Source organism: Marinobacter sp., from assembly GCF_039977835.1.
In the GTDB taxonomy this organism is placed as follows: Bacteria; Pseudomonadota; Gammaproteobacteria; order Pseudomonadales; family Oleiphilaceae; genus Marinobacter.
On record NZ_JBDWCL010000043.1, the window covers coordinates 396578 to 418910 of the forward strand.

20 protein-coding genes are annotated in these 22333 nt (G+C 58.1%); 9 read left to right on the forward strand and 11 right to left on the reverse strand.

Annotated elements, in window-relative coordinates; genetic code table 11:
• Positions 1–154: 154 nt before the first annotated feature.
• On the forward strand, positions 155–2035 hold the full coding sequence (locus tag ABJM11_RS14045) for a diguanylate cyclase (protein WP_348296501.1): 1881 nt from the start codon (positions 155–157) through the stop codon (positions 2033–2035).
• On the opposite strand, the gene ABJM11_RS14050 is transcribed toward ABJM11_RS14045, so the two are convergent.
• Complete coding sequence (locus tag ABJM11_RS14050) at positions 2008–3480, reverse strand: amidase (protein WP_348296502.1); 1473 nt, start codon at positions 3478–3480, stop codon at positions 2008–2010. The genes ABJM11_RS14045 and ABJM11_RS14050 overlap by 28 nt on opposite strands.
• 177 nt (positions 3481–3657) lie before the next feature.
• Here ABJM11_RS14050 and ABJM11_RS14055 point away from each other — a divergent pair, with 177 nt between their 5' ends.
• Positions 3658–4284 (forward strand): isoprenylcysteine carboxylmethyltransferase family protein, encoded by a 627-nt coding sequence (locus tag ABJM11_RS14055; RefSeq protein ID WP_348296503.1) that lies wholly within the window; start codon positions 3658–3660, stop codon positions 4282–4284.
• Positions 4285–4305: 21 nt separating this feature from the next.
• Here ABJM11_RS14055 and djlA read toward each other — a convergent pair whose 3' ends face one another.
• Positions 4306–5076, reverse strand: coding sequence for a co-chaperone DjlA (djlA, locus tag ABJM11_RS14060; RefSeq protein ID WP_348296504.1), 771 nt, complete (start codon positions 5074–5076; stop codon positions 4306–4308).
• Between the two features lie 57 nt (positions 5077–5133).
• Here djlA and alkB point away from each other — a divergent pair, with 57 nt between their 5' ends.
• A complete protein-coding gene (alkB, locus tag ABJM11_RS14065; RefSeq protein WP_348296505.1) occupies positions 5134–5784 on the forward strand; it encodes a DNA oxidative demethylase AlkB in 651 nt (216 codons plus the stop codon).
• Between the two features lie 13 nt (positions 5785–5797).
• On the opposite strand, the gene ABJM11_RS14070 is transcribed toward alkB, so the two are convergent.
• Entirely contained in the window at positions 5798–7078 is a 1281-nt protein-coding gene (locus ABJM11_RS14070) for an MgtC/SapB family protein (RefSeq protein ID WP_348296506.1), read from the reverse strand.
• Entirely contained in the window at positions 7071–7961 is an 891-nt protein-coding gene (locus ABJM11_RS14075; RefSeq protein ID WP_348296507.1) for a LysR family transcriptional regulator ArgP, read from the reverse strand. Before ABJM11_RS14075 ends, ABJM11_RS14070 begins: the two co-directional genes overlap by 8 nt.
• Positions 7962–8044: 83 nt before the next feature.
• Here ABJM11_RS14075 and ABJM11_RS14080 point away from each other — a divergent pair, with 83 nt between their 5' ends.
• The 4 genes from ABJM11_RS14080 (at position 8045) to ABJM11_RS14095 (ending at position 12906) form a co-directional block, all read left to right on the forward strand.
• Positions 8045–8665 carry a LysE family transporter gene (locus ABJM11_RS14080; protein WP_348296508.1) on the forward strand — a complete coding sequence of 207 codons (621 nt, stop codon included), beginning with the start codon at positions 8045–8047 and terminating at the stop codon, positions 8663–8665.
• Between the two features lie 254 nt (positions 8666–8919).
• Positions 8920–10407, forward strand: a complete 1488-nt coding sequence (locus ABJM11_RS14085) for a SulP family inorganic anion transporter (protein ID WP_348296509.1) — start codon at positions 8920–8922, stop codon at positions 10405–10407.
• A gap of 1 nt (position 10408) precedes the next feature.
• Positions 10409–11335, forward strand: coding sequence for a universal stress protein (locus tag ABJM11_RS14090; protein ID WP_348296510.1), 927 nt, complete (start codon positions 10409–10411; stop codon positions 11333–11335).
• Positions 11335–12906, forward strand: a complete 1572-nt coding sequence (locus ABJM11_RS14095) for a phospholipase D family protein (protein WP_348296511.1) — start codon at positions 11335–11337, stop codon at positions 12904–12906. Before ABJM11_RS14090 ends, ABJM11_RS14095 begins: the two co-directional genes overlap by 1 nt.
• A 47-nt stretch (positions 12907–12953) precedes the next feature.
• Here ABJM11_RS14095 and ABJM11_RS14100 read toward each other — a convergent pair whose 3' ends face one another.
• The 5 genes from ABJM11_RS14100 to ABJM11_RS14120 all read right to left on the reverse strand — a co-directional run bounded on the left by ABJM11_RS14100 (position 12954) and on the right by ABJM11_RS14120 (position 17006).
• A complete protein-coding gene (locus tag ABJM11_RS14100) occupies positions 12954–13469 on the reverse strand; it encodes a PRC-barrel domain-containing protein (RefSeq protein WP_348296512.1) in 516 nt (171 codons plus the stop codon).
• Positions 13470–13620: 151 nt separating this feature from the next.
• Positions 13621–14379, reverse strand: a complete 759-nt coding sequence (locus tag ABJM11_RS14105; protein ID WP_348296513.1) for a MauE/DoxX family redox-associated membrane protein — start codon at positions 14377–14379, stop codon at positions 13621–13623.
• Positions 14380–14517: 138 nt separating this feature from the next.
• Positions 14518–15702, reverse strand: coding sequence for an NAD(P)/FAD-dependent oxidoreductase (locus ABJM11_RS14110; RefSeq protein ID WP_407069999.1), 1185 nt, complete (start codon positions 15700–15702; stop codon positions 14518–14520).
• 201 nt (positions 15703–15903) lie between these two features.
• A complete protein-coding gene (locus ABJM11_RS14115; RefSeq protein ID WP_348296515.1) occupies positions 15904–16713 on the reverse strand; it encodes a PhzF family phenazine biosynthesis protein in 810 nt (269 codons plus the stop codon).
• Positions 16710–17006 (reverse strand): hypothetical protein, encoded by a 297-nt coding sequence (locus ABJM11_RS14120; protein ID WP_348296516.1) that lies wholly within the window; start codon positions 17004–17006, stop codon positions 16710–16712. The genes ABJM11_RS14115 and ABJM11_RS14120 overlap by 4 nt, the downstream gene beginning before the upstream one ends.
• A 177-nt stretch (positions 17007–17183) precedes the next feature.
• On the opposite strand from ABJM11_RS14120, the gene ABJM11_RS14125 reads away from it, so the two are divergent.
• Positions 17184–18596, forward strand: a complete 1413-nt coding sequence (locus tag ABJM11_RS14125; protein WP_348296517.1) for a PLP-dependent aminotransferase family protein — start codon at positions 17184–17186, stop codon at positions 18594–18596.
• Between the two features lie 7 nt (positions 18597–18603).
• On the opposite strand, the gene ABJM11_RS14130 is transcribed toward ABJM11_RS14125, so the two are convergent.
• Together ABJM11_RS14130 and ABJM11_RS14135 are read right to left on the reverse strand one after the other, a co-directional pair.
• Positions 18604–19248, reverse strand: coding sequence for a response regulator (locus tag ABJM11_RS14130; protein WP_348296518.1), 645 nt, complete (start codon positions 19246–19248; stop codon positions 18604–18606).
• A complete protein-coding gene (locus ABJM11_RS14135) occupies positions 19241–20740 on the reverse strand; it encodes a PAS domain S-box protein (protein WP_348296519.1) in 1500 nt (499 codons plus the stop codon). The genes ABJM11_RS14130 and ABJM11_RS14135 overlap by 8 nt, the downstream gene beginning before the upstream one ends.
• Positions 20741–20894: 154 nt before the next feature.
• Between ABJM11_RS14135 and ABJM11_RS14140 the strand changes: the two genes are divergently transcribed.
• Positions 20895–22304, forward strand: coding sequence for an AMP-binding protein (locus ABJM11_RS14140; protein WP_348296520.1), 1410 nt, complete (start codon positions 20895–20897; stop codon positions 22302–22304).
• Positions 22305–22333: the final 29 nt, after the last annotated feature.

The window sequence follows — 22333 nt, forward strand, 5'->3', positions numbered from 1 at the left end:
AACGCTTGACTGCAGGCGTTGCTGGACAAGTGCCATTTGTGAAGATTTGTTGTGTGATTGCGTCATTTTATTGTGTTTACGAAGAAGTTCCCGTTTCTGGTTCATAATGGAAAAACTGGGTCGCAATCAGGTTTTCGTCACGCCGGGGTCGCTCTTGAACAAAACCATCATACAGCTACTGTTGGTTCTGGTTACTGCATTGCCGGTAGTGGCTTCGGCCCGGCCGGCGATGTGGGACGGTCAAGCCGGCCACATGGAGCTCTCGCGGTTCGTTGACTACTGGGCGGAACCGTCCGGCCCGGCCAACCTGGAATCAGTGCGGAACCTTCGGGAGGACCAGTGGCAGCGGAACGGTAAGGACAGTGTAAGCCTCGGATACGGCGACGAGGTCTACTGGTTCCGGGTTCGCATCGGCAATCAGGGTGCACCCTCAGCCCCACTGTTCCTCGAAATTGGCTACCCGGTACTCGACCATGTCGAGGTTTACCTGGTTAATGGTGGCAGACTCGCAGAGCGACATGTTATGGGTGATAAGAAGCCGTTTCGTGATCGGCTCGTTGATCACCGCAATTTTCTCGTTCCGTTGACCCTGTCACCCGGCGAGAACCTGTCCGTTTACATTCGTGTGGATACCAGCAGTTCCATGCAGGTGCCTCTCACCCTTTGGGATCAGGCGGCTTTTTACGTGGCTGAGCAGTCCCGAAGCATGTTTGAAGGAGTCTATTACGGCATCGTGCTGGTGATGATTCTGTATAACCTGTTCGTTTATGTCGCGGTAGGGGAGCGCAGTTTTCTCTACTACGTGGGCTATATTCTGGCCATGCCGCTGTTTCTGGCGAGCCTGCATGGCGTCAGCTTCCAGTACCTTTGGCCCGAGGCAACCCGCTGGAATGATCAGGCAATCATCGTATTTCTCAATCTGGTGATCCTCTTCGGGGGCGCTTTCAGCGTTCGTTTTCTCAATGTGTCCCGTAGCAACCACCCGATAATGAACCGGCTGACCATGTCGCTGATGGTTGTAGCCGCGTTGATGGCAGCCGCCGGTATTCTTGTCCCTTACCATCTGATGATCCTGCCATCCATCGTGGTGGCTTTCCTGGGATGCACGGGCATGCTGATACTGAGCCTCATGCGCTGGCTGAGGAAAGACCCTGCCGCACGATACTACGCACTGGCCTGGGTCTTCATGCTGTTTGGCGGTATTGTCCTCGCGCTCAGTAAGTTCACCATGTTGCCCCGCAATCTGTTGACGGAAAACGCCACTCAGGTGGGGTCAGCCATCGGCGTCATCCTGTTGTCGGTCGCCCTGGCGGACAGGCTGAACAAGGAAAAAAAGCGTGCCTTTGAGGCCCAGCAGCGGTTGCTTCAGGAGGAACGCAAAGCGCGGATGGCGCAGGAAAAGTCTCTCCGGATCCAGCGGGAAGCCAACACTCTGCTTGAGCAGAGAGTGCATGAGCGTACCCAGGATCTCGAAGTCGTCAACGACCAGCTGCGGGAGCTGAGCTCTACCGATGCCCTTACCGGCCTCAAGAATCGGGGACATTTCGATCGGGCGTTCAGTTCTGCAGTTGTGAAGGCGTATCGTTTCGAACAGCCGCTCTCACTGTTACTGCTGGATATTGACCATTTCAAGAAGTTCAACGACACCTATGGCCACCTTGTCGGGGATGACTGCCTGCAGATGGTGGCTAATTGTATTCGCCAGTATGTCACCCGTCCTCAGGATCTGGCTGCGCGATACGGTGGCGAGGAATTTGTGGTGCTTTTACCGGATACACCGGAAGAGGGCGCCTTGCGGGTTGCGGAAAAGATCCGTCAGGAGATCGAGCAGACAGGATTCCGGATATCCGAGGAAGTATTACACCTGACGGTGAGCATCGGCGTGTGTGCCGTCTGTCCTCACCAGGCCGATGCCACCAAGGCCATTTTCTGCTGGGCGGACGAAGCGCTCTACGAGGCCAAGGGGCGAGGGCGCAATCAGGTTGTCGTCAGTGAGCCCCCACCTGTTCAGGAGGCGGAGCCCGCCATCGGCTGACATTGATTGAGGGTGATGTCCGGCCATTCCATGGTGTCTTCCAGTGCAAAGGCCAGTTCCAGCAATGTACGCTCCTCGCCGTGTCGCCCCATAAGCTGAATGGAAACCGGCAGGTTATGACGGCCCAGGGTGGCGGGCAGCGAGATGGCGGGGGCGCCAGTGGCATTTGCCAAAGGGGTAAAGCTTACGTAGCGGGTCAGACGGTCAAACAGGGTATCAAACTCCAGCTCCGGGGCCAGATAGCCGATTTCCGGCGTAGTGTGGCCAAGCACCGGCGTAAGGACAGCGTCATAGGCCACCATGGCTTCCGCGTAATCATGATACGACCGGTACAGGCGCCAGAGTGTCGCCGGCAGTTTGTAGAACTGTTTTCTGAAGGCTTTGTCCAGGCCCAGCGTCAAGCCATCCAGTCGTGTTTTATCAAAACCCGGGTGAATCAGCCGCTTGCCGTTGGCGCGCACACCAAAGGCCAGCATTCCCCAGTAGCGCGCAAAGTCATCCGGGAAGGATGAAGCAACCGGAACGTCCATTGGCACTATCGTGTGCCCCAGTTTTTCCAGAACCCGTGCTGTGCTTTCAACGGCCTCCCGGGTGGTTGCGTCTGTGGGGTGGCCGTTAATGGAATCCATGACCAGCCCGATCTTCAGTGAACCTGTGGAAGGGCCTTCCACGCGCCCGACTGGCGGCATTTTCGGGTTGCGGAAATAACGCTCCGCCCCGTAATAGAAGTTTGCCGTGTCCCTGACGCTGCGGGTAACCACCCCGTCGGTGACAATATTGATGGGTAGCGATTTTGCAGCGTCATTGTCGACAAGGCGGCCCCGCGTAGGCTTCAGCCCCACCAGCCCGCAGCAGGCTGCGGGAATGCGGATGGAGCCTCCTCCATCGTTTGCATGGGCGATGGATACGACACCGGCGGCTACCAGCGCTGCTGAGCCACCGGAGGAGGCGCCCGTGGAATATTTCAGGTTCCATGGGTTGCGGGTGGGCGTATCATGGGCCGGTTCAGTGGTGGCATTGAACCCGAACTCGGGCAGGGTGCTTTTGCCAATACAGACCAGCCCTTGAGCGAGCAGTTGGCGGGCGAAAGGGCTGGTATGGGCTGCCGGTTGCGGGCGAATGGCAGCGGTGCCGTGGGTTGTGGGAAACCTTTTTACATCGGTGTTGTCTTTAACAACCGTGGGGACAACGCTAAAAATACCGGGGTCAGCCTGGGGCACAGGAGTTTCCCCTGCGCCAGGATCACGAACATCGTCTGGAATCGGGGTAACCAGGCCGTGAATGCAGGGTTCGGCTTTCCGGGCCCGGGCAAGGGTTGCCTGGAGTACTTCGTCCGCAGAAACCTCGCCACGGCGAATCAGCGCAGCCAGGCCGGTGGCGTCGTGTTTGCCGAGCAGGTCGTCACAGAATGTGTGCATTGATGGCGGGAATTGTTGTGCGGTCAAGGCGGATACTCCATTACGATTCCGGAACTGCCTGTACTTTATAGGAGGATTAGACGTGACGATATGTCATATCGGGAAATTGCATCGCCGGCCATCAAAGGTAAGAATCCGGTTTTCAGGCGCCGCGACAGGCTATAAGCTTGTTGCCAGATACAGTCACCGCACACGGTGAATTTAATGGTATTTCTGGATAGTTTCGACACATTTGCCGAGCCACTGGTCCGTTATTTCCTCGGTATTTTTTTCCTGATGATCGGCCTTCAGTTCACCAGTCGCAGCCTCGGCCTTTACGCAAGGATGGGGTACACGTTTATCAACTACGGCACACGATCATCCGCCGGATGGTGGCACCGGCATATTTTCAACGTGTTTCGCGCACTGATTCTGGCAGCTGTTGTGGCACGTATCTTCGTGGATATTGACCCCTGGCTGGGAGTGTTCGGTTCGCTGTATTACGGGCCCGTGCTGGTGGCGGGAATGGTGTTTCTGCTGTTTTCATTCAGCCTGGTCAACTACCTGCAGGCATACATGCATGACGACTGGCGTTCTGGCGTGGACCCGAAGCAGGATCGTCACCTGCTCACCGAGGGGCCGTACAGCCGCAGCCGAAATCCAGTGTTCCTGTCTGTCATGCTGGGGCAGGTGGGTTTTTTCCTGGCATTGCCGTCGGCATTCTCCCTTGTGTGCCTGAGCGCCGGCATTACCGTACTGATACGGCAGGCAAAAGTGGAGGAGAAGGCACTTGCCGATCTCTTCGGAGATGCCTACGAGGCTTATCGCAGGCGGGTGCCTCGCTGGCTCTGACCCTGGTGTTTCCGGTCCGGGCTACTTGCGGGATTCCTTGATCACATCATAGGCGTGACTGATTTCCCGCGTGCGCTCTTCTGCCATCTCCCGCATGCTTTCCGGCAGGCCGCGGCCTGCCAGTTTGTCCGGATGGTTTTCACTCATCAGTTTGCGATAGGCTTTCTTGATTTCGGCATCACTCGCCGAAGAAGGCACGCCCAATGCCTTGTAGGCATCATCGATCTGGCTGGCCGAGGAGGCCTGGCCCGAGGCGCCGGCCCTTCCTGTGTGCGCGCCGCGTAGCATGGCTTCCAGTTGGTCCACCTGGGCTTCCGGCAGCCCCAGGCCACGGGCAATGCGCACCAGCATCTCGTGTTCGGCAGGGTGCACCACACCATCAGCAGCCACGGCGGATACCTGTACCTGCAGGAACATCTGCAGCAATGCGGGTTGGCGGCCGCTTACCCGCAGGAAGTGTTGCAACTCGGCATCCAGATCAAAATCGTCGGCCTTGCCACGGTTGAAGGCTGCCTTGGCGCGCTCCCGGTGTTCGCCGGAAAGCCGGAAACGAGCGAACAGGCTTTCAGCAACCTGGATTTCATCGCGGGTGACTACGCCATCGGCTTTGCACAGTGCGCCCATCACGGCAAACACGGACTCCAGAAAATCGGTCTGCACGTTGCGCAATTTCTGAAACAGGCGGCTCTTGATATAACGGGTAAGCAGCGCCCCCGCAGCAGCACCAATCAGTAATCCTGGAAAACGGCCAAACAGATAACCGATTAAGCCGCCGATAAACAGGCCGAACATGACAGTGTCCTTTTAAAGTGTTAAAAACTGGGCAAAGTATACGGGGGTGATAACGTCATGACCATGGACCTTTTCGAGCAAGCGTCACCAGAACCCCGGGCCGAGCCGCTATGCGAGGGTGCCGTTGTGCTTCGTCGATTTGCCGACACCTCGGGCGCAGAACTGCTGGCGGGCATTGAACGGGTTGCGAAGCAGGTACCCTTCCGGCAGATGCAAACCCCTGGCGGTCATACCATGTCTGTTGCCATGACCTGTTGTGGTGACTGGGGTTGGGTAACGGACAGGCAGGGTTATCGGTATCAGCATCAGGACCCGGTTTCCGGGGTGCCATGGCCAGCGATGCCGGATGTGTTCAATGCCCTGGCCACGGGCGCGGCTGAAACCGCGGGCTATGCCAGTTTCCAGCCCGACTCCTGCCTGATCAACCGCTATTCACCGGGCGCGAAAATGGGGCTTCACCAGGACCGGGACGAGGAGGATTTCGATCAGCCCATTGTTTCTGTGTCTCTGGGGGTGCCTGCGACCTTTCAGTTCGGCGGCCTGCTGCGCGGCAACCGGCCACAGCGGGTGCCGCTGGCGCATGGCGATGTGGTTGTATGGGGAGGCCCGGCGCGGCTTCGTTACCACGGTGTGTTAACGCTTAAAACGAGCGACCACCCGTTGACGGGAAGCTACCGCTACAATCTGACTTTCCGCCGTGCCCGATAGCCCGTGGCCAGCCTTACTGCAGCCAGGCGACGGTCAGTCCGGCGAGCAGGGACAGTATCATGGGTCCGGCGACCCGCGCTCCCAACTCCCGCCGGCCGATGGCGCCGGCTATACCGGCCTTCACCAGGTTATTGGTGGCTGCTGCAATGACAATACCGATGACAGCGGTATTCGCAGCGAGCGTGTCCTGGGACATGCGTGTCAGGGACAGGGTGATGGCATCTACGTCGGCGATTCCGGAGCTGGCAGCCAAGACAAAGATACCCAGGTCACCCAGCCACTCCTGCAGGAACTCCCCCAGCAGAAGAATAGCCACCAGTAACACGCCGAAGACCAGGGCGGACTTCAGATCCAGCGGATTCTGGATGAGTTCAGGCCGGCTTACTTCCAGGCGACCCCGGTTACGCATCCAGATGATGAGCGCTGGCAGATACAGTAACACGGTCATCACTGCCACAGGCCATACCAGCTGTGGCAGCAGCGCCGGGTTGATCAGGGCGCAGTAGATCAGGATGCGGGGGAACATGGTCCCGCAGGCGATCAGGATACCGCTGGCGAACTGTGGGCTGACTTCTGGTGAGATTGTGGACTGCCTGGCGTAGTGGAGGGTGAGGGCCGTTGATGAGCTCAGCCCCGCGAAAAGGCTGGTAAACAGGATGCCTTTGCCGGTGCCGGCCAGCCTGATGGCAAAATAACCGACAAAGGAAACCGAGGCGATCAGCACCACCATCCACCAGATTTCCCGGGGATTCAGTACGCCACCGGGCCCCAGATCCTGGTTCGGCAACAGTGGCAGCATGACCACCGAAATAACCAGCAGTTTCAGAGCTGCATCCAGCTCATGTTCCTGTAGTTTTTCGACCAGCCCGTGAATTTCCTTCTTGTTGTCCAGAATCAGGGCGGTAATCACCGCTGCGCCGGTGGCGATGGCCGGGTCCACCGCTACGGCGATGGCGCCGTAGCAGAACGTAAGCACCATGCCGATGGTGCCGGTGATGCTGAAGTTGCGAATATGGGAAAGGCGCTGGCTGAAAGCCACCAGTGCAATGGCCACCACACTGATTAGCAGTACCGGAAATGCCCACTCCGTAACTTCCTGCGCCAGCAACGCGGCGACACCGCCGAGCAGGCCAATCAGGGCAAAGGTCCGGATGCCCGCGATACGCTCGCCGGACGCCTGCCTTCTGGCGTCCCAGCCACGCTCCAGACCAATGATCGCCCCCAGAAGCAGGGCAATTGCCAGGTTCAGTGTGGTCTGGTTGCTGGCAATAAACTGGCCGGTTACTTCATCCATGGAGTAGTCCATTATCGGGTTTAGTGGCCCCTTCGAGGGCAGTGGTCAGCCGTTGAAGCAGCGTTCCGCTATGGCGCCAGAAGTGCCAGTAGAGGGGAACAGCCAGCTCGTGGCCTGGCGCCAGGTTGATGAGGCTGCCATCATCCAGCCATTTGCGGGCCTGGATGCCGGGAATCATACCGTAGCCCATACCGGCCCTGGCAAGCTGAACAAATCCTTCTGATGACGGGCACAAGTGATAGGGGAAGCGGCCATGGTAGCCGCAATCGGCCATAAACCGGTGCTGTAACTGGTCGTTAGGTCCGAAAACGATGGCCGGCGAGTTGGAAAAGGCCTCCGGAGTGATACCCTCGGGGAAAAACCGGCGAACGTATTGCGGCGTCGCCAGTGGCATATAGAGCATTTCACCCAGTGCTACGCATCGCCCTCCGGCCACAGGCTGACTGCTGCTGCACAGGCAGGCAGCAACATCGCCATCGCGCATGCGTTTCAGGCCTACGTCCTGGTCCTCAATAACCAGGTCCAGCAGCACGCCTTCCCGGCTGCAAAAGTCGCCAACCACGGAAGCCCACCAGGTGGCCAGACTGTCGGCGTTGACGGCAATCCGCAGGCGGGTGGTGTCCTCGGCGAGAGCGGGTATGGTTTGGCGGAGGTCTCTTTCCAGCAGCTGTACCTGCTGGAAATGGTTGAGCAGTTTGTTACCTGCCGGCGTTGCCTGGAGCTCGGGGTGCCTGACCAATACCGGCTGGCCCAGACGCACCTCCAGCGACTTGATACGTTGCGACACGGCTGATTGGGTAAGCCCGAGTATCTCGCCGGCACGTTCGAACCCGCCGTTTTCGATGACGGCAGCCAGTGCCTGCAGCAGCTTGTAATCCAGCATAAGAAAAATTCATAGGATATAAGGTTTATGATTTTTAAGTATAACGGTCTGCGGGTAAGCTTCCAGCAAATCGGGAGGGAAGAATGCTGACAAGTTACCTGACAGGATTGATCGTGTGTGGCGGTATCATCATTGCTATCGGCGCCCAGAATGCCTATATCCTGGGCCAGGCGATTCGCCGGGAGCATCACTGGTATTGCGCGGGCATCTGCATGACGGCAGATATCCTATTGTTTACAGCTGGTATGTTTGGCGTGAACGCGGCATTGATGGCGGTGCCGGAGGCGCTCGATATCTTGCGCTGGCTCGGTGTTGTATTCCTGGGTTGGTTGGCGTTGGCGGCCTTTTACAAAGTGGCAACGGGGAGAAAGGGGCTGGGTGCGGATGAATCGGCGGCTACCAGTGTCCGGGTGGTCGTATTGACTACTCTGGCGGTCACATTGCTGAATCCGCAGGTTTATCTGGACACTCTGCTGTTGATTCCTGCTATTGGCGCCCAACAGGAGAGCCCCGCCGTATTTGTAGCCGGAGCCAGCAGCGCCTCGGTACTGTGGTTCGGTTTGCTGGCGTTTGGTGGTGCTGCTTTGTCTCCATGGCTGGCCAGTCCCATGGCATGGCGGTTCATTGACGGAGCCATCGGTTCGATGATGGCGGTGATTGCTTTCCATCTAGCCAGTAATGGTTTGTCAGGGCCACCCATGTGAAACGCATGGTATTGCCGGTTACTTTACCGGCGCCGTTCTGATAAGCTTCGCCGCCTTAATTTCACAGCCTATGAACTGACTTTGATGAACGTCTCCACGACATTTTCGACGATCACTCCACCCTAGCGCTCCGCACGCCCTCCAGGTTAATTCCCTGAGCCAATAGTCTGTATTCGCCTGGCGAATGCCACGGACCTTATTGTCTCTGAGTTTATGTCTCAAGTCGTTCGATTCCCAATTGACTGGTATCCATTATGGTAAACAAGCTTAAAGCCGACTGGCTCTCCAACATTCGGGGCGATTTGCTCGCCGGTATTGTGGTAGCGCTGGCACTGATTCCCGAAGCCATCGCCTTTTCCATTATTGCCGGCGTAGACCCGAAAGTGGGCCTTTACGCTTCTTTCTGTATTGCTGTGGTGATTGCCTTTGTGGGCGGCCGCCCCGGTATGATCTCGGCTGCCACCGGCGCCATGGCGCTGCTGATGGTCACCCTGGTCAAGGAACATGGGCTGGAATACCTGCTGGCCGCCACACTGCTTACCGGCCTGTTGCAGATAGGCGCTGGCTACCTGAAGCTCGGGGGCCTTATGCGGTTTGTCTCCCGCTCCGTGGTAACTGGCTTTGTGAACGCCCTGGCGATCCTGATCTTCATGGCACAGTTGCCGGAGCTAACCAACGTCACCTGGCATGTTTACGCGATGACGGCAGCCGGCCTTGGGATCATCTACCTGTTCCCGCTGATTCCGGTGGTTGGCCGCATACTGCCATCGCCGCTGATCTGTATTGTAGCGCTGACCGCATTTGCGATGATTTACAACATTGATATCCGTACCGTTGGTGACATGGGGCAGTTGCCGGATACCCTGCCGATTTTCCTGTGGCCGGACGTTCCGCTGAACCTAGAGACCCTGATGATTATCCTGCCTTATTCCGTGGGCCTCGCCATTGTTGGCTTACTGGAATCGATGATGACCGCTACGATTGTCGATGATCTGACGGACACCACCAGTGACCGTAACCGGGAATGCAAGGGTCAGGGTATTGCCAACATCGGTTCCGGCCTGCTGGGTGGCATGGCAGGATGCGCGATGATTGGCCAGTCCATCATCAACATCAAATCCGGAGGCCGGACCCGGCTTTCAACGCTGACGGCAGGTGTGTTCCTGCTCGTGCTTGTGCTGGTTCTGGACCAGTGGCTGGTGCAGATTCCCATGGCGGCACTGGTAGCCGTCATGATCATGGTATCTATTGGTACCTTCAGCTGGGGCTCAATCAAGAATCTGAAGGAGCATCCACTGTCCACCAACATCGTTATGGTGGTGACGGTTATCGTGGTTGTGGCAACCCACAACCTTGCGTTCGGTGTATTGGCAGGTGTGTTGCTGGCGGCGCTGTTCTTTGCCAACAAAGTGGGCCATTTCATGCTGGTGACCTCCGAGTTCGACGATAAGACTGATACCCGAACCTATAACGTGGTTGGGCAGGTATTCTTCAGTTCCTCGGAAAAATTCACAGAATCCTTTGATTTCAAGGAAGCAGTGGATAATGTGGTGATAGACCTGACCCGGGCGCATTTCTGGGATATTACGGCAGTAGGCGCATTGGACAAGGCCGTTATCAAGTTCCGCCGCGAGGGCGCAGAGGTAGAGATCATCGGGCTGAATGAAGCCAGCGCCACTATCGTTGACCGTTTCGGCGTGCACGACAAACCCGATGCCGTCGACCAGTTGATGGGGCACTGATATGACACAAGCCAAGGAATTCAACAAGGATCCCGGTCAGAATAACAACCATAACGATCACCAAGGCGAGGTAGAGATGCTACGAGTAGTTGCCTGTATCGACGGCTCCAGGGCTGCACCGGCGGTGTGTGATTACGCCGCCTGGGCCAGCCAGCATATGGCAACGCCCATGACACTGCTGCACGTGCTGGACGAAGAACGCTACCCGACTGAGCCGGACCTGGCCGGTAACATCGGTCTGGGAAGCCGCGAACAGCTGATGAATGAGCTGGCCGAGCTGGACCGGAGGCGCTCGAAGCTGGCCCTCGAACACGGCCACCACATGCTGGATGAGGCTGAAGACCGCATCAAGGCTCTGGGCATTGATGACATTATCAAACGCCAGCGCCATGGCGATCTCACCGAGTCCCTGCTGGCTCTGGAAAACCAGACCCGTTTACTGGTGATGGGGCTTCACGGCGAGAGCAGCTCTGACAGGGACGTTCACGTTGGCAGCCAGCTGGAAACCGTGATCCGCAGCGTCCACCGCCCGATCCTCCTGGTACCGGATGAGTACCAGCAGCCCAAAAGCGCGATGCTCGCCTTCGATGGGAGTGCCACCGCCTTCAAAGGTGTGGAGTTGCTGGCGGGTAGCCCTGTGCTGAAAGGCATGCCGATTCACCTGATTATGATCGGGGCTGACACCAGCGACCGCTGGGAGCAGCTCAAGAAAGCCGAGAAGATGCTGGGTGACCTTGGTTCCGAGATCACCCTGGCCATTCGTGCCGGTGATGTGGAGCCTGGTCTCCATGCATACCAGGAAGAGCACGATATCGATATCCTGGTAATGGGTGCCTATGGGCATTCACGAATCCGCCAGTTCCTGGTGGGTAGCACCACAACGACGATGCTGAAGACGGCCCGGAAGCCTCTGGTGATACTGCGTTAATGCCACCGAGCCGGTTTTTCCCGCCCGCACTGCCCGTGTCCAGCGGCTGGGTGCTGGTGTTGGTAATGTTGCTGGCCGGCTGTACGGGCGGCCTGCAACCGGTGACCCATTCCGGAGCCGAGGAAGCCGTGCACAACGATGACAGCTTTCTTTTCAGTCAGTCCAGGCAGATCTTGGTCGGTTCGAACGGCCAGTCCGGTTTTCACCTGCTGAACTCCGGGCAGGACGCTTTCCTCGCCCGTGCGGCACTGATCGAGTCGGCGGAACAGAGTATCGACGCCCAGTACTACATCTGGAGCGATGATGTATCCGGGCGCTATCTTGCCGGTCGACTGCTGCTGGCAGCAGACAGCGGTGTGCGGGTCCGCCTGCTGCTGGATGATTTCAATGCCGAGGGTATTGGTGAGCTCTTTGCTGCGCTGGACACCCACTCCAACATTCAGATCCGTATTTTCAACCCTGCCAGAAGCCGCAGTGGGTGGGGGCGATGGGTCTCCTTCCTGATGGACTTTGACCGTATCAACCGCCGCATGCACAACAAGACCTTCGTGGTGGATAGTGCTGCGGGCATTGTTGGCGGCCGCAACATTGGTGACGAGTACTTCGGGTTTCATGCCGGTCGCTATTTCCGGGACCGTGACGTTCTCGCAATAGGGCCGGTGGTTGATGGAATGACGGAAAACTTCCAGGCCTACTGGAATAACCGCTGGGCCTACCCGGTATCAGCCCTGTATCCGGAGGTTCCGGCGGAGGGGGATGTGGCTGAAGCGCTTGAGCGGCTTCGCCGCCTGGCCAGAACCCAGTCTGACGTCCCGGCCCCCACTCCAGCCGGGCGTGCCCAGGGAAGGTCAATGCTGGCGGATTTGCTGGAGCAACTGACGATTGCCCCCGGCGAGCTGGTGTTTGATGCGCCTTTTGAAACCATGGAAGAGCCGGCCGAAACGCCCAAACGTAGCGCCAGGACACTTCAGCAGCTGGTTCACGCCGCTGATCAGGAAATTCTGATTGAGTCCGCTTACCTGATCCTCGCGGAGGAACAGCTGAAACTGCTGGATGTTGGCGACCGCAACGAGCTGATGGTTGCCGCCCTGACCAATTCGCTGGCCACCAATGACCTGGTGACCAATCACGCCGGCTACGCCCGCTGGCGCCGTTACATGCTCGAGCAGGGCATTCGAATCCATGAACTCAAACCGGATGCCGAGGCCTGTCAGCAATGGCTGGAAAAAGACGGCTTCTGCTCCACCGGCCAGGTCAGCCTGCACTCAAAGTCAGTGGTGTTTGATCGCAGTACCCTGGTAGTGGGTTCCTTCAACGTCAACCTACGGTCCATCTACCTGAACGGCGAAACGGTGCTGATTATCCACAGCCCTGAGCTGGCGGAGCAGGTCGCCGGGGACATCCGGTCGGTTATGGAGCCGGAAAACAGCTGGGAAGTCTCTCTGGATGAGGGCGGCGACATGCAATGGCGGAGTGGCGGCGACGTCTATGATAGTGAACCAACGGTTGGATGGTGGCGCCGTGCACAGTCCCGCTTTTTGTCATGGTTGCCGGTCGAAAAGTATCTCTAGTATCGGGGAAGACCAACGGGGGAGCCGGGCTCCCCCTGAAAGGTTCACTATTCAACCTCTTCCTCTGTTTCATCTGACAGATTTTCTGCGCCCTGCTTGACGTTCTGCCAGGCAGAGGAGGTCGCCTGCTTGGTGTCCTCCCAGGCGCTGCGGCTGGTTTCCTTGGTGTTTTCCCAGGCTTGACTCAGGGAGTCGCTGGTCTGGTTCCACCAGCTTTCGTCGTACTCCGGCAGAGATTTGATCTCTTCCCCGGTCGCCTCCATATGAACCTCATATTCGCGGTCATCAAACTCCTGATCGGCGTTTTCTTCCGGGCGCAACGTAAAGCTGCCGCGCTCGGCTACGACATCGCGACCACCCAGGCCCAGCACATCACCGGTCTTGATAACCAGTGAGTGAACCGACATGTTGTCGTCCAGGAGGATGTTGTGGACCTCGCCGATCTCCTCCCCGGTACTGTCATAGACGTCCGTATCCATTAAATCGCTGGCGGAATAAAGCCCCTGGGCCGCATGCGCCGAAATACTGAAGGCCATGGAACCGGCCAGGAGAGAAGTGCTCATTGCCTTTATCAAACGTGTGCGCATCATAGTGAACTCCTGTATTTGCTGAACTCCTGTGAATGGATGGTGCACGCGATGTAACGGCGATCACGCTACTGATAACGCTAACAAGGTGCCGATTATTCATCTACTTACGGTATGGCAATAGAAATCACCCCATGATGTATATCCGAAAGGGCATCCACAGCCCCATGGCGATCATCATCAGGTTCTCCGTGAGGGAGATAAAGCCGAGGGGGACGTTGCTGTTGCCCCCTACGCAGGCGCACTTGAGTTCCCGGCGGTCGATGTAGACCGCCTTGAAAACCGATACCGCGCCCACGGTGCCGATAAACAGCGCCACCGGAGCTGCCAGCCAGATCAGGGCACCCGCCAGCATAAGAATGCCCGCGAAAGTTTCCCCGAAAGGATAGAGGTACCCGTAACCCACCTGCTTCTGGGCCAGCAGGTCATAGTTGAGGAACATGGTGCTGAAGCTTTCCACGTCCTGAAGTTTTTGCAGGCCCAGCAGGATCATGGCAATGGCCACGAATTTCTCGATGGTCATCAGTGAAAAAACCGCGCTGTTGAAAAACCACATGATGGCGATGGCTATCAGCAGGGCGGTGCCGAAAATGGCAATCACCGGCTGGTAGCTGGTTTCGTCGTCCGGGTCGTCGAGGCCGAAATGCTCACGAAGTTCGTCGTAACCGCCGATACGCTGGCCATTGATAAATGCCTGGGGCGTTGTATCCACATTGTGTTCGTGCTGGAAGGCATCGGTCTCTTCCCGGGTCGTCAGGTGATGGTCCTCTACCCGGTACCCCTTGCGCTTGAGCAGGAATTTGCTCTTAAGCCCAAATGGACACAGGTGTTCCGACATGACCATGCGGTATAGCTGGGCGGTCTGGCCCTGATCGTTGTCAGTCATGGTGCTGCCCTCCTTGATCTGGGAACGGTCGTCCTGATAACGCTCACAAACAGGATCTGGGGGATCTAACACCAGATTAGTTCAGGATAGCTCCAAAGAGAACGGACGTTACACGGTGGTAATAAGGCCCCCGAAAAATCAGGCGTAGCTCCCGGCTGCCACTCCCGAAGCCCATGCCCACTGGAAGTTATGTCCGCCGAGGTGGCCTGTCACATCCACCACTTCGCCAATGAAATACAGGTCGGGATGATCAAGGGCCGCCATGGTCTTGGATGATAGTTGGCGGGTATCCACGCCTCCCAGCGTCACCTCTGCGGTACGGTAGCCTTCGGTTCCGGCAGGCTTGATGGCCCATTGGCCGAGTGCTCCAGCTACCTGTTCGATGTCGCTGTTCTTGTAGCCCTGCAACGGGCCGGCCCAGCCGTGGAGGTCGTTCAGGGCCTGGGCGAAGCGTTTAGGCAGGTGCAGCATCAGGTATTGGGCCACGGTGGACTGTGGCCGGCTTTTTCTGAGCTGGTAAAGATCCTGTTCGAGGTTGGTGGCGGGCAGCATGTTGATGCTCAGGCTGTCGCCGGGGTGCCAGAAGCTGGATATCTGCAGCATGGCCGGACCGCTGAGGCCGCGGTGGGTGACGAGCATGGGCTCGCGGAAGTGTTCATTGTTGCAGTGGACGTCCACCGGACAACTGACACCGGACAGGGGGGCCAGTTGTTCCTTCAGGTCCGGATGGAGAGTGAATGGCACCAGCCCCGCGCGGGTAGGCAGGACAGTGAGCCCGAACTGCCGTGCGATTTCGTAGCCAAAGCCGGTGGCGCCCATGGTGGGAATCGAAAGGCCGCCGCAGGCGATGACCAGTGATTCGCAGTTGAGGGTGCCGGCGTTGGTTTGCAACTGGTAGCCGTTTTCTGTGGTGCCGACTGTTCTGACGCTGGTTTTCAGCCTCACCTTCGCGCCGGCCCAATCGCATTCGGTCAGCAGCATGTTGAGAATTTCCTTGCTGCTGTCCTTGCAGAAGAGCTGGCCGGCGGCCTTTTCTTCGTGCTCGATGCCGTGGCGCTCCACCAGCTCCAGGAAGTGCTGCGGGGTGTAGCGCTTCAGGGCTGAGATGCAGTAGTGGGGGTTGTCCGAGAGGAAGTTGGCCGGGGTGCTGTTCAGGTTGGTGAAATTGCAGCGGCCGCCGCCGGACATGAGAATTTTTTTGCCGGGTTTGTTGGCGTGGTCGATGACCAAAACTTTGCGGCCGCGATAGCCGGCTGTGGCACCGCACATAAGGCCTGCGGCGCCTGCGCCTATAATGATGACATCGTAGTTCTGGTCAGTCATGGTTTGGAATTCGGGCATTTGGAGTACCGGCACGGGTTGAGGGCAGTCAGGGATACGCGGTGAATACGTCCCTGTACGCTCGACAAACACATCCGTGTTTTTGACGATCCCTGACTGCCCTCAACCCGTGCCTTGCCAAACATCTGTTATTTGCCCGCCGCTGTTCGTTAATTGGGCGCAGTATACAGTTTTGTTGAGGTTTCAGGGGAGTTGGACGGAGCCTTCCATGTAGAACGCTGCCTGGCCGGCGATAGCTACGCGGTCGCCTTTCAGTTCGCAGCGCAGTACGCCGCCCCTGGCAGAGGCCTGTTTTGCCAGTAATGCGTTTTTACCGAGTTTTTCGGCCCAGTAGGGCACCAGGACACTGTGAATGGAGCCGGTGACGGGGTCTTCGTCGATGCCGGCGCCGGGGGCGAAATAGCGGCTGACGAAATCACTGTCTTCACCCCGTGCGGTAATGATCACACCCTGGTTGCCTAGTTCCTTGAGTTTGCGGATCTCAGGCTGCGCGGCTTTCACCGCAGCTTCGTTTTCGAGAACGACCAGGTAGTTAGTGTCGTTGGGCACGAAGAAAGCTGAATCCGGGGCGCCTTTCAGGGCCTCGTGGATCAGGCCGGGTGTCGGGCGTTGCTCGAAGGCGAGGTTGGGGAAGTCCAGTTCCAGCCAGCCGTCGTCCGTCTGTTCCACGCCAAGAGGTCCGCTTTTTGACTGGAACCTGACTTGCTGATGCTTCCAGCCCAGTTTGTTGAAGACGACCCAGGCGCTGGCGAGGGTAGCGTGGCCGCAAAGGGGAACTTCCACAGTAGGGGTGAACCAGCGTATGTGAAAATCGGCTTCAGGTTCATCCGGCAGTGGCACAAGGAATGCGGTTTCCGAAAGGTTGTTCTCCATGGCCAGTGCCCTCAATGTTTCGTCGGGCAGCCACTCTTCCAGCGGCATGACTGCGGCGGGATTGCCGCCGAAAATCTGGCTGGTGAAGGCATCGACCTGGTAGATGGGTAAGGTTTTCATGGTTTCTCCCTTGTGAATGTTTCAGCGTAGCGGTGTGCCCGGTGTGCGGCAAACTGGGTCAGTTCCGAGTCGCTGTAGAAGTGAAGCTCCGAGGAAGTCCCCGGATGGGTAACGATCCAGTGTTCGGGGATGACCTGGCGAATCTCAAAGCCGAGGTTTTCCAGCCACTTCCAGGCGGTGCGATTTGTCATCGGGGCCAGGCCGGGGCTGTGGCTGACTCCCAGCAAATCCTTGCGACTGGCCGGGGGTGTTTCTGGCAACGGGGGCACTTGCAGTCTGTTCAGGGCGATCATGGTGAAACTCCTTCTTCTGGATGCTGACCCCCATTCTCCGCCGATGCAGACAACCATAACAGATTCAGATATTGTTATTTTGGACCGGTACAGAACTGATTATTCATCATCTGTTCCGGTCGGAATGTGGGCTATCTGTACTGCCCCGATTAGATTGGGATCTGGCAGGATAAAGCCATGGGCATTCTCTATAACCAGGTGGCAGATCAGTTGCAGGCTTTGATTCGTGAGGGAGTTTATCGCGAAGGGGAGCGGCTGCCCGGCGTTCGGGCCTTGAGCCGGCAATATCGGGTCAGTGTCTCCACCATTCTGCAGGCCCATCAGACTCTGGAGGCCCGGGGTTACCTGGAACCCCGTGAACGAAGTGGGTATTTCGTGCGTTTGCCACGGCTGGATACCCCGGAGCCGGTGATGCAGAAGCACCGGGCCAGACCAGTGCCGGTCAGTGCCCGGGATATGGCGCTGGACCTGTGCGCCGATGAAGAAAAGCGTATGGTGCCGCTGGCCGCCGCCGTGCCTCATCCGGATTTTCTACCGGTACGGCAGATCCAGCAGGCGACCCTATGGGCGGCACGGCGGGGGCTGGAAACCCTCGACTACGCCTTCCCCGGCAAGATCGAGTACCGTCGCCAGGTGGCCCAGAGAATGGCCACACTTGGGATTATCGCGACTCCGGACGATATTCTTGCCACCAACGGTGCCCAGGAGGCAATCATCCTGGCCCTCCAGGCGGTGACCAGCCCGGGGGATATCGTGGTGGTGGAATCCCCTTCGTTTCCGGGGATTCTTCAGGCCCTGGTTGTCCTCGGACTCAGAGTCATTGAAGTGCCCACCCATCCGGCCGAGGGGTTAAGTCTTGAGGGGCTGGAGTTGGCGTTGGAACAGTGGCCGGTGAAGGCGTGTGTGGTGGTTCCCAATCACAGCAACCCCATGGGCTCGCTGATGTCTGACCTGCGCAAACAGCAGCTTGTACAGATGCTTGAGGCGGCGGAGGTTCCGCTGATTGAAGACGACATCTACGGGGATCTGTTTCATAGCGGGGAACGCCCCAGGCCGGCGAAGGCGTTTGACTGCACCGGCAACGTTATCTATTGCAGTTCCTTTTCCAAAACCATTTCACCGGGTCTGCGCCTGGGCTGGATGATGCCCGGCAAATATCTGGCCGAGGCGCGTCAGCAGAAGTATTTCAGTAACCTTGGTACGGCAAGCGTGCCCCAACTGGCGGTCGCCCACTTCCTGGAGCAGGGAGGATACGACCGCTACCTGCGTTCTGTCCGGCCACGCTTCCGTGAAGCGACTGAGCGTATGCGGGCGGCGGTGGGGCGATCATTCCCGGAAGGTACCGCAGTCAGCCGCCCCCAGGGTGGGTTTGTGCTCTGGGTTCAGTTGCCGGGTCGTACGTCAGGCACGGAAGTTTTTCGCCAAGCCCGTGAGGAAAATATCAATGTGGCCCCCGGACTGATGTTCTCAACCACGGACAAATACGACAACTGCCTGCGACTGAACGGTGCCAACCCGTGGAGCGAGCGGGTTGAGCAGGCGATTGCACGCCTCGGTGCCATTGCCACTGCAATCGCCGCCGAATCCTGAAGGCGCGTCAGGCAGATTCCCCACGCAGATTGATCGGGGCCAGCAGGCCGGCTGCAATAGCGATGCCGGTAACGTCTGGCACCCGTTCCACGCCAAGGCGTTTCATGACGCGCGCCCGGTACAGGTCGATGGTCTTGATACCCACATCCAGTTGCTCGGCAATTTCCCGGCTCGTATAGCCCTGCGCCAGGGGTATGAACACATCCCGTTCCCGGCGGGTGAGAGAGGCGATCAGGGCATCAGTATGTTGGTCACCCTGCTGCTGTGTGCTTGCCTGCTGATGTTGCTGTAACGCCTGTTGCACACTGTCGAGCAGCAGTTGTTCGTTGAATGGTTTCTCTATGAAATCGAATGCGCCGGATTTGAAAGCCCGGACCACAATTGGGACGTCTGCGTGCCCGGACACAAAAATAATGGGCAACTGCGAGCCCCGTTTCTGCAGTTCTTCCTGAACGTTCAGGCCGCCCAGGCCGGGCATGCGTATGTCGAGAATCACACAGCCGGTCTGCTCAGGCTTTACCGCCTCCAGAAACTGGCGTCCATCGGCATAAGGGCGCACCTGCAAACCTACGGATTCCAGCAACCACTGAGTGGATTCAAGCATGCCGGCATCATCGTCCACCACGTAAACGGTATGGGGGAATTCACTCATTCTGGCCTTTCTCCCTGGGGTGATCGGATCTGTTTTTATTGGTATGGGGCAGTGGGAAGCGGCAGATAAGAACCAGGCCGCCGTCACAGCCTCGTTGTGCATCCAGAAATCCACCGAAACCCTCGACGATGGATCGGCTCATGGAAAGGCCCAGGCCGAGTCCGTGGGGCTTACTGGTATAGAAAGGCGTGAACATCTGTCGCAAACCGTCGTCATCCAGTCCCGGCCCCTGGTCGGCAACTTCGATCAGGATTTCCTGGCCTGATGTTACGCAGGTAGTCACGGTGACCTGTGAAGAGGAAGTGCCGGGCGGATGAGACTCAATGTTGGCGTCGATCCCATTGCGGATCAGGTTGATCAGCACCTGCTCGAGCAGAACCGGATCGGCGGTGATCACCGGATTACTTTCACTCAGGCGTTCCCGAATGGCAACGCTGCTTTTCTCCGCGTCCCACTGGCACAAGCGTTTCACGTTGATCACGGCGTCGTTGATGCTAATGGGGGCGGTGCGTTTCGGGCCCTTGCGCAGAAAGGCCCGCAGGCGCCTGATTACTTCCGATGCCCGGTTGGCATGGTGGGTGATGCGCTGGAGACCGTCGTCCACACGGTCCAGGCATTCGGGATTTGCCTTCGCCTGTCTCAGGTAACGCTGGCTGGCGCTGGCAAAGTTGACGATGGTGGCCAGCGGTTGGTTCATTTCATGAGCAATGCTGGAAGCCAGTTCGCCCAGGGTTGCCAGGCGAGCCGTGTGGGCCAGTTCGTCCGCCAGGCGACGGTTGTTCTCCTCAGACTCCACCCGGGCGGTGATGTCACGGGATACACTTACGACCTCGATCACCGCGCCGGTATAGGTTTCCCGGATGGCCCGGCTGGCAATTTCAAACCAGCGCCTGCTGCCGTCCCGGTGCACTATGTCAAGCGTCAGGGTCGCGTAGCCTTCGTCCCGTAGTCGGTTACGGACGTCCTCGAGTTCACTGTTAATGGTGCTGCTAGGGAACACCTCTTCCAGCGGCTTGCCTCTGAGTTCCTCCGGCCAGTAACCCAGCAACCGCCAGGATGCCGGGGTGGCATCGATAAACCGGCCGTCTGGCGCATGGCGGGAGATGAGGTCCGTGGTGTTTTCGGTGATCAGACGGTAAAGGCGGCTGGAACGCGTTGCTTCGTCGAGCTTGTGGACGTCATCAGTGGCGTTCCTGCCCCGGGCCAGAATCTGGCCGGAGGCCGGGTCCGGAATAAATGTCCACAGCAGTATCAGGCCGGGAAGCCGGCGCTCCACGCCTTCAATGGGGCGCCCCTGGGTAAGGCAGGCATTAATCAGTGCCTGGGCATTGGTTGGCAGCAGCTCAGTGATATCGACTGTGCCGGCCTCCCGACTCAGGGCTTTTGCTGTCGGGTTGCTCGCCAGCACAGTGGTGTCGGCGCCAAGTACAAGCCCGGCTTCCGGATCGGAGTCGGGAAGTTGGAAAGCGGTGACTGCTGAGGTCATTGTCATGAATCAACCGGAATATAGTGTGAATACTATAATACGTTGGTTTAATTTCTAGTATATTTACTATCGAATACCATTTCCTGCAGCCAATAGTATAGCTTTTGCCGCTAGCTTACTGAATACACCATAAGAACAATGGACCCTGAGGACCACACCAATGACCTCGATTTTTGATCAGGGCCTGGAGCCCGTCGACGCCAATTACTCTGTTCTGTCCCCCATCGACTTCATTGAGCGCACGGCCAGTGTATACCCTGAATATCCCTCTGTTATTCACGGGGCCATCCGTTATAACTGGGGCGAGACTTATGAACGCTGCCGACGTCTGGCCTCGGCATTGGCGGGCCGTGGGATAGGGCGCGGAGATACCGTGGCGGCGATGCTGCCCAATATTCCGGCCATGGTGGAGTGCCATTTCGGGGTGCCCATGATCGGGGCGGTGCTGAACACTCTGAATGTGCGCCTGGATGCCGAAGCCATTGCTTTCATGCTGGAGCATGGTGAAGCCAGAGTTGTGGTGGCAGACAGGGAGTTTGGCGATGTGGTCCGTGACGCCGTCAGCCGCCTCGACGTCAAACCACTGGTGATCGATGTGGATGACCCCGAGTATGGAGAAGGCACACAGGTGAGCGACCTGGACTATGAGGCCTTCCTGCAGGAGGGCGACCCGCAGTTCCAGTGGAGCCTGCCCGGCAATGAATGGGATGCCATTTCCCTGAACTATACCTCCGGCACGACCGGCAACCCCAAAGGCGTTGTGTATCACCATCGTGGTGCCTATATGAACAGCCTCGGCAACCAGGCGGTCTGGTCCATGGGCCAGCACCCGGTCTACCTGTGGACCCTTCCCATGTTCCACTGCAACGGATGGTGTTTTCCCTGGACGGTGACAGCTCTGGCAGGCACCCATGTGTGCCTGCGCCGGGTGGATCCGGAGAAAATCCTGCAGTTGATCCGGGACCACCAGGTGACCCACATGTGCGGTGCTCCCATTGTGCTCAATGCGCTGCTGAACGTGCCGGAAGCCGCCAAGGCGGGCATTGATCACGAGGTCAAATCCATGACTGCGGGCGCGGCGCCACCCGCCCAGGTAATTGGTGCCATTGAGGAGATGGGCATTGCCGTTACTCACGTTTACGGCCTGACCGAAGTGTATGGCCCGGTCACCGTATGTGCCTGGAAGTCCGAATGGGACGAGAAAACCCTGGATGAGCGGGCCACCCTGAAGGCGCGCCAGGGGGTTCGCTACCACACACTCGCGGGCACCATGGTGGGTGACCCCAACACCATGGAACCGGTACCCAAAGACGGTAAAACCATTGGCGAGATATTCCTGCGTGGCAATACAGTAATGAAAGGTTATCTGAAGAACCCCAAAGCCACCGAAGAGGCTTTCCGTGGCGGCTGGTTCCACACCGGCGACCTGGCGGTATGGCACGAGGATGGTTACCTGGAACCTGAATCAGTGACTTTGCAGGCGAATATACCCCGCAAATCGCCATCGGCGCTAACGGGAGCCATCAATTGTCGAAAAATAGGTTGCGAGTGCCTGAAACGCGCAGCCTGAAGTCGACCAGAGACCAGGATTTGGCTGCT

What these genes read in the sequence shown, in the direction of transcription:
- ABJM11_RS14070 (WP_348296506.1), bottom strand. Translation starts at nt 7,078, where the DNA reads ATGGATGAAGTAACCGGCCAGTTTATTGCCAGCAACCAGACCACACTG.
- ABJM11_RS14090 (WP_348296510.1), top strand. Translation starts at nt 10,409, where the DNA reads ATGACACAAGCCAAGGAATTCAACAAGGATCCCGGTCAGAATAACAAC.
- alkB (WP_348296505.1), top strand. Translation starts at nt 5,134, where the DNA reads ATGACCATGGACCTTTTCGAGCAAGCGTCACCAGAACCCCGGGCCGAG.
- ABJM11_RS14115 (WP_348296515.1), bottom strand. Translation starts at nt 16,713, where the DNA reads ATGAAAACCTTACCCATCTACCAGGTCGATGCCTTCACCAGCCAGATT.
- ABJM11_RS14135 (WP_348296519.1), bottom strand. Translation starts at nt 20,740, where the DNA reads ATGACAATGACCTCAGCAGTCACCGCTTTCCAACTTCCCGACTCCGAT.
- ABJM11_RS14080 (WP_348296508.1), top strand. Translation starts at nt 8,045, where the DNA reads ATGCTGACAAGTTACCTGACAGGATTGATCGTGTGTGGCGGTATCATC.
- ABJM11_RS14095 (WP_348296511.1), top strand. Translation starts at nt 11,335, where the DNA reads ATGCCACCGAGCCGGTTTTTCCCGCCCGCACTGCCCGTGTCCAGCGGC.
- ABJM11_RS14125 (WP_348296517.1), top strand. Translation starts at nt 17,184, where the DNA reads ATGGGCATTCTCTATAACCAGGTGGCAGATCAGTTGCAGGCTTTGATT.
- ABJM11_RS14055 (WP_348296503.1), top strand. Translation starts at nt 3,658, where the DNA reads ATGGTATTTCTGGATAGTTTCGACACATTTGCCGAGCCACTGGTCCGT.
- ABJM11_RS14110 (WP_407069999.1), bottom strand. Translation starts at nt 15,702, where the DNA reads ATGACTGACCAGAACTACGATGTCATCATTATAGGCGCAGGCGCCGCA.
- ABJM11_RS14105 (WP_348296513.1), bottom strand. Translation starts at nt 14,379, where the DNA reads ATGACTGACAACGATCAGGGCCAGACCGCCCAGCTATACCGCATGGTC.
- ABJM11_RS14140 (WP_348296520.1), top strand. Translation starts at nt 20,895, where the DNA reads ATGACCTCGATTTTTGATCAGGGCCTGGAGCCCGTCGACGCCAATTAC.
- ABJM11_RS14120 (WP_348296516.1), bottom strand. Translation starts at nt 17,006, where the DNA reads ATGATCGCCCTGAACAGACTGCAAGTGCCCCCGTTGCCAGAAACACCC.
- ABJM11_RS14100 (WP_348296512.1), bottom strand. Translation starts at nt 13,469, where the DNA reads ATGAGCACTTCTCTCCTGGCCGGTTCCATGGCCTTCAGTATTTCGGCG.
- djlA (WP_348296504.1), bottom strand. Translation starts at nt 5,076, where the DNA reads ATGTTCGGCCTGTTTATCGGCGGCTTAATCGGTTATCTGTTTGGCCGT.
- ABJM11_RS14085 (WP_348296509.1), top strand. Translation starts at nt 8,920, where the DNA reads ATGGTAAACAAGCTTAAAGCCGACTGGCTCTCCAACATTCGGGGCGAT.
- ABJM11_RS14075 (WP_348296507.1), bottom strand. Translation starts at nt 7,961, where the DNA reads ATGCTGGATTACAAGCTGCTGCAGGCACTGGCTGCCGTCATCGAAAAC.
- ABJM11_RS14130 (WP_348296518.1), bottom strand. Translation starts at nt 19,248, where the DNA reads ATGAGTGAATTCCCCCATACCGTTTACGTGGTGGACGATGATGCCGGC.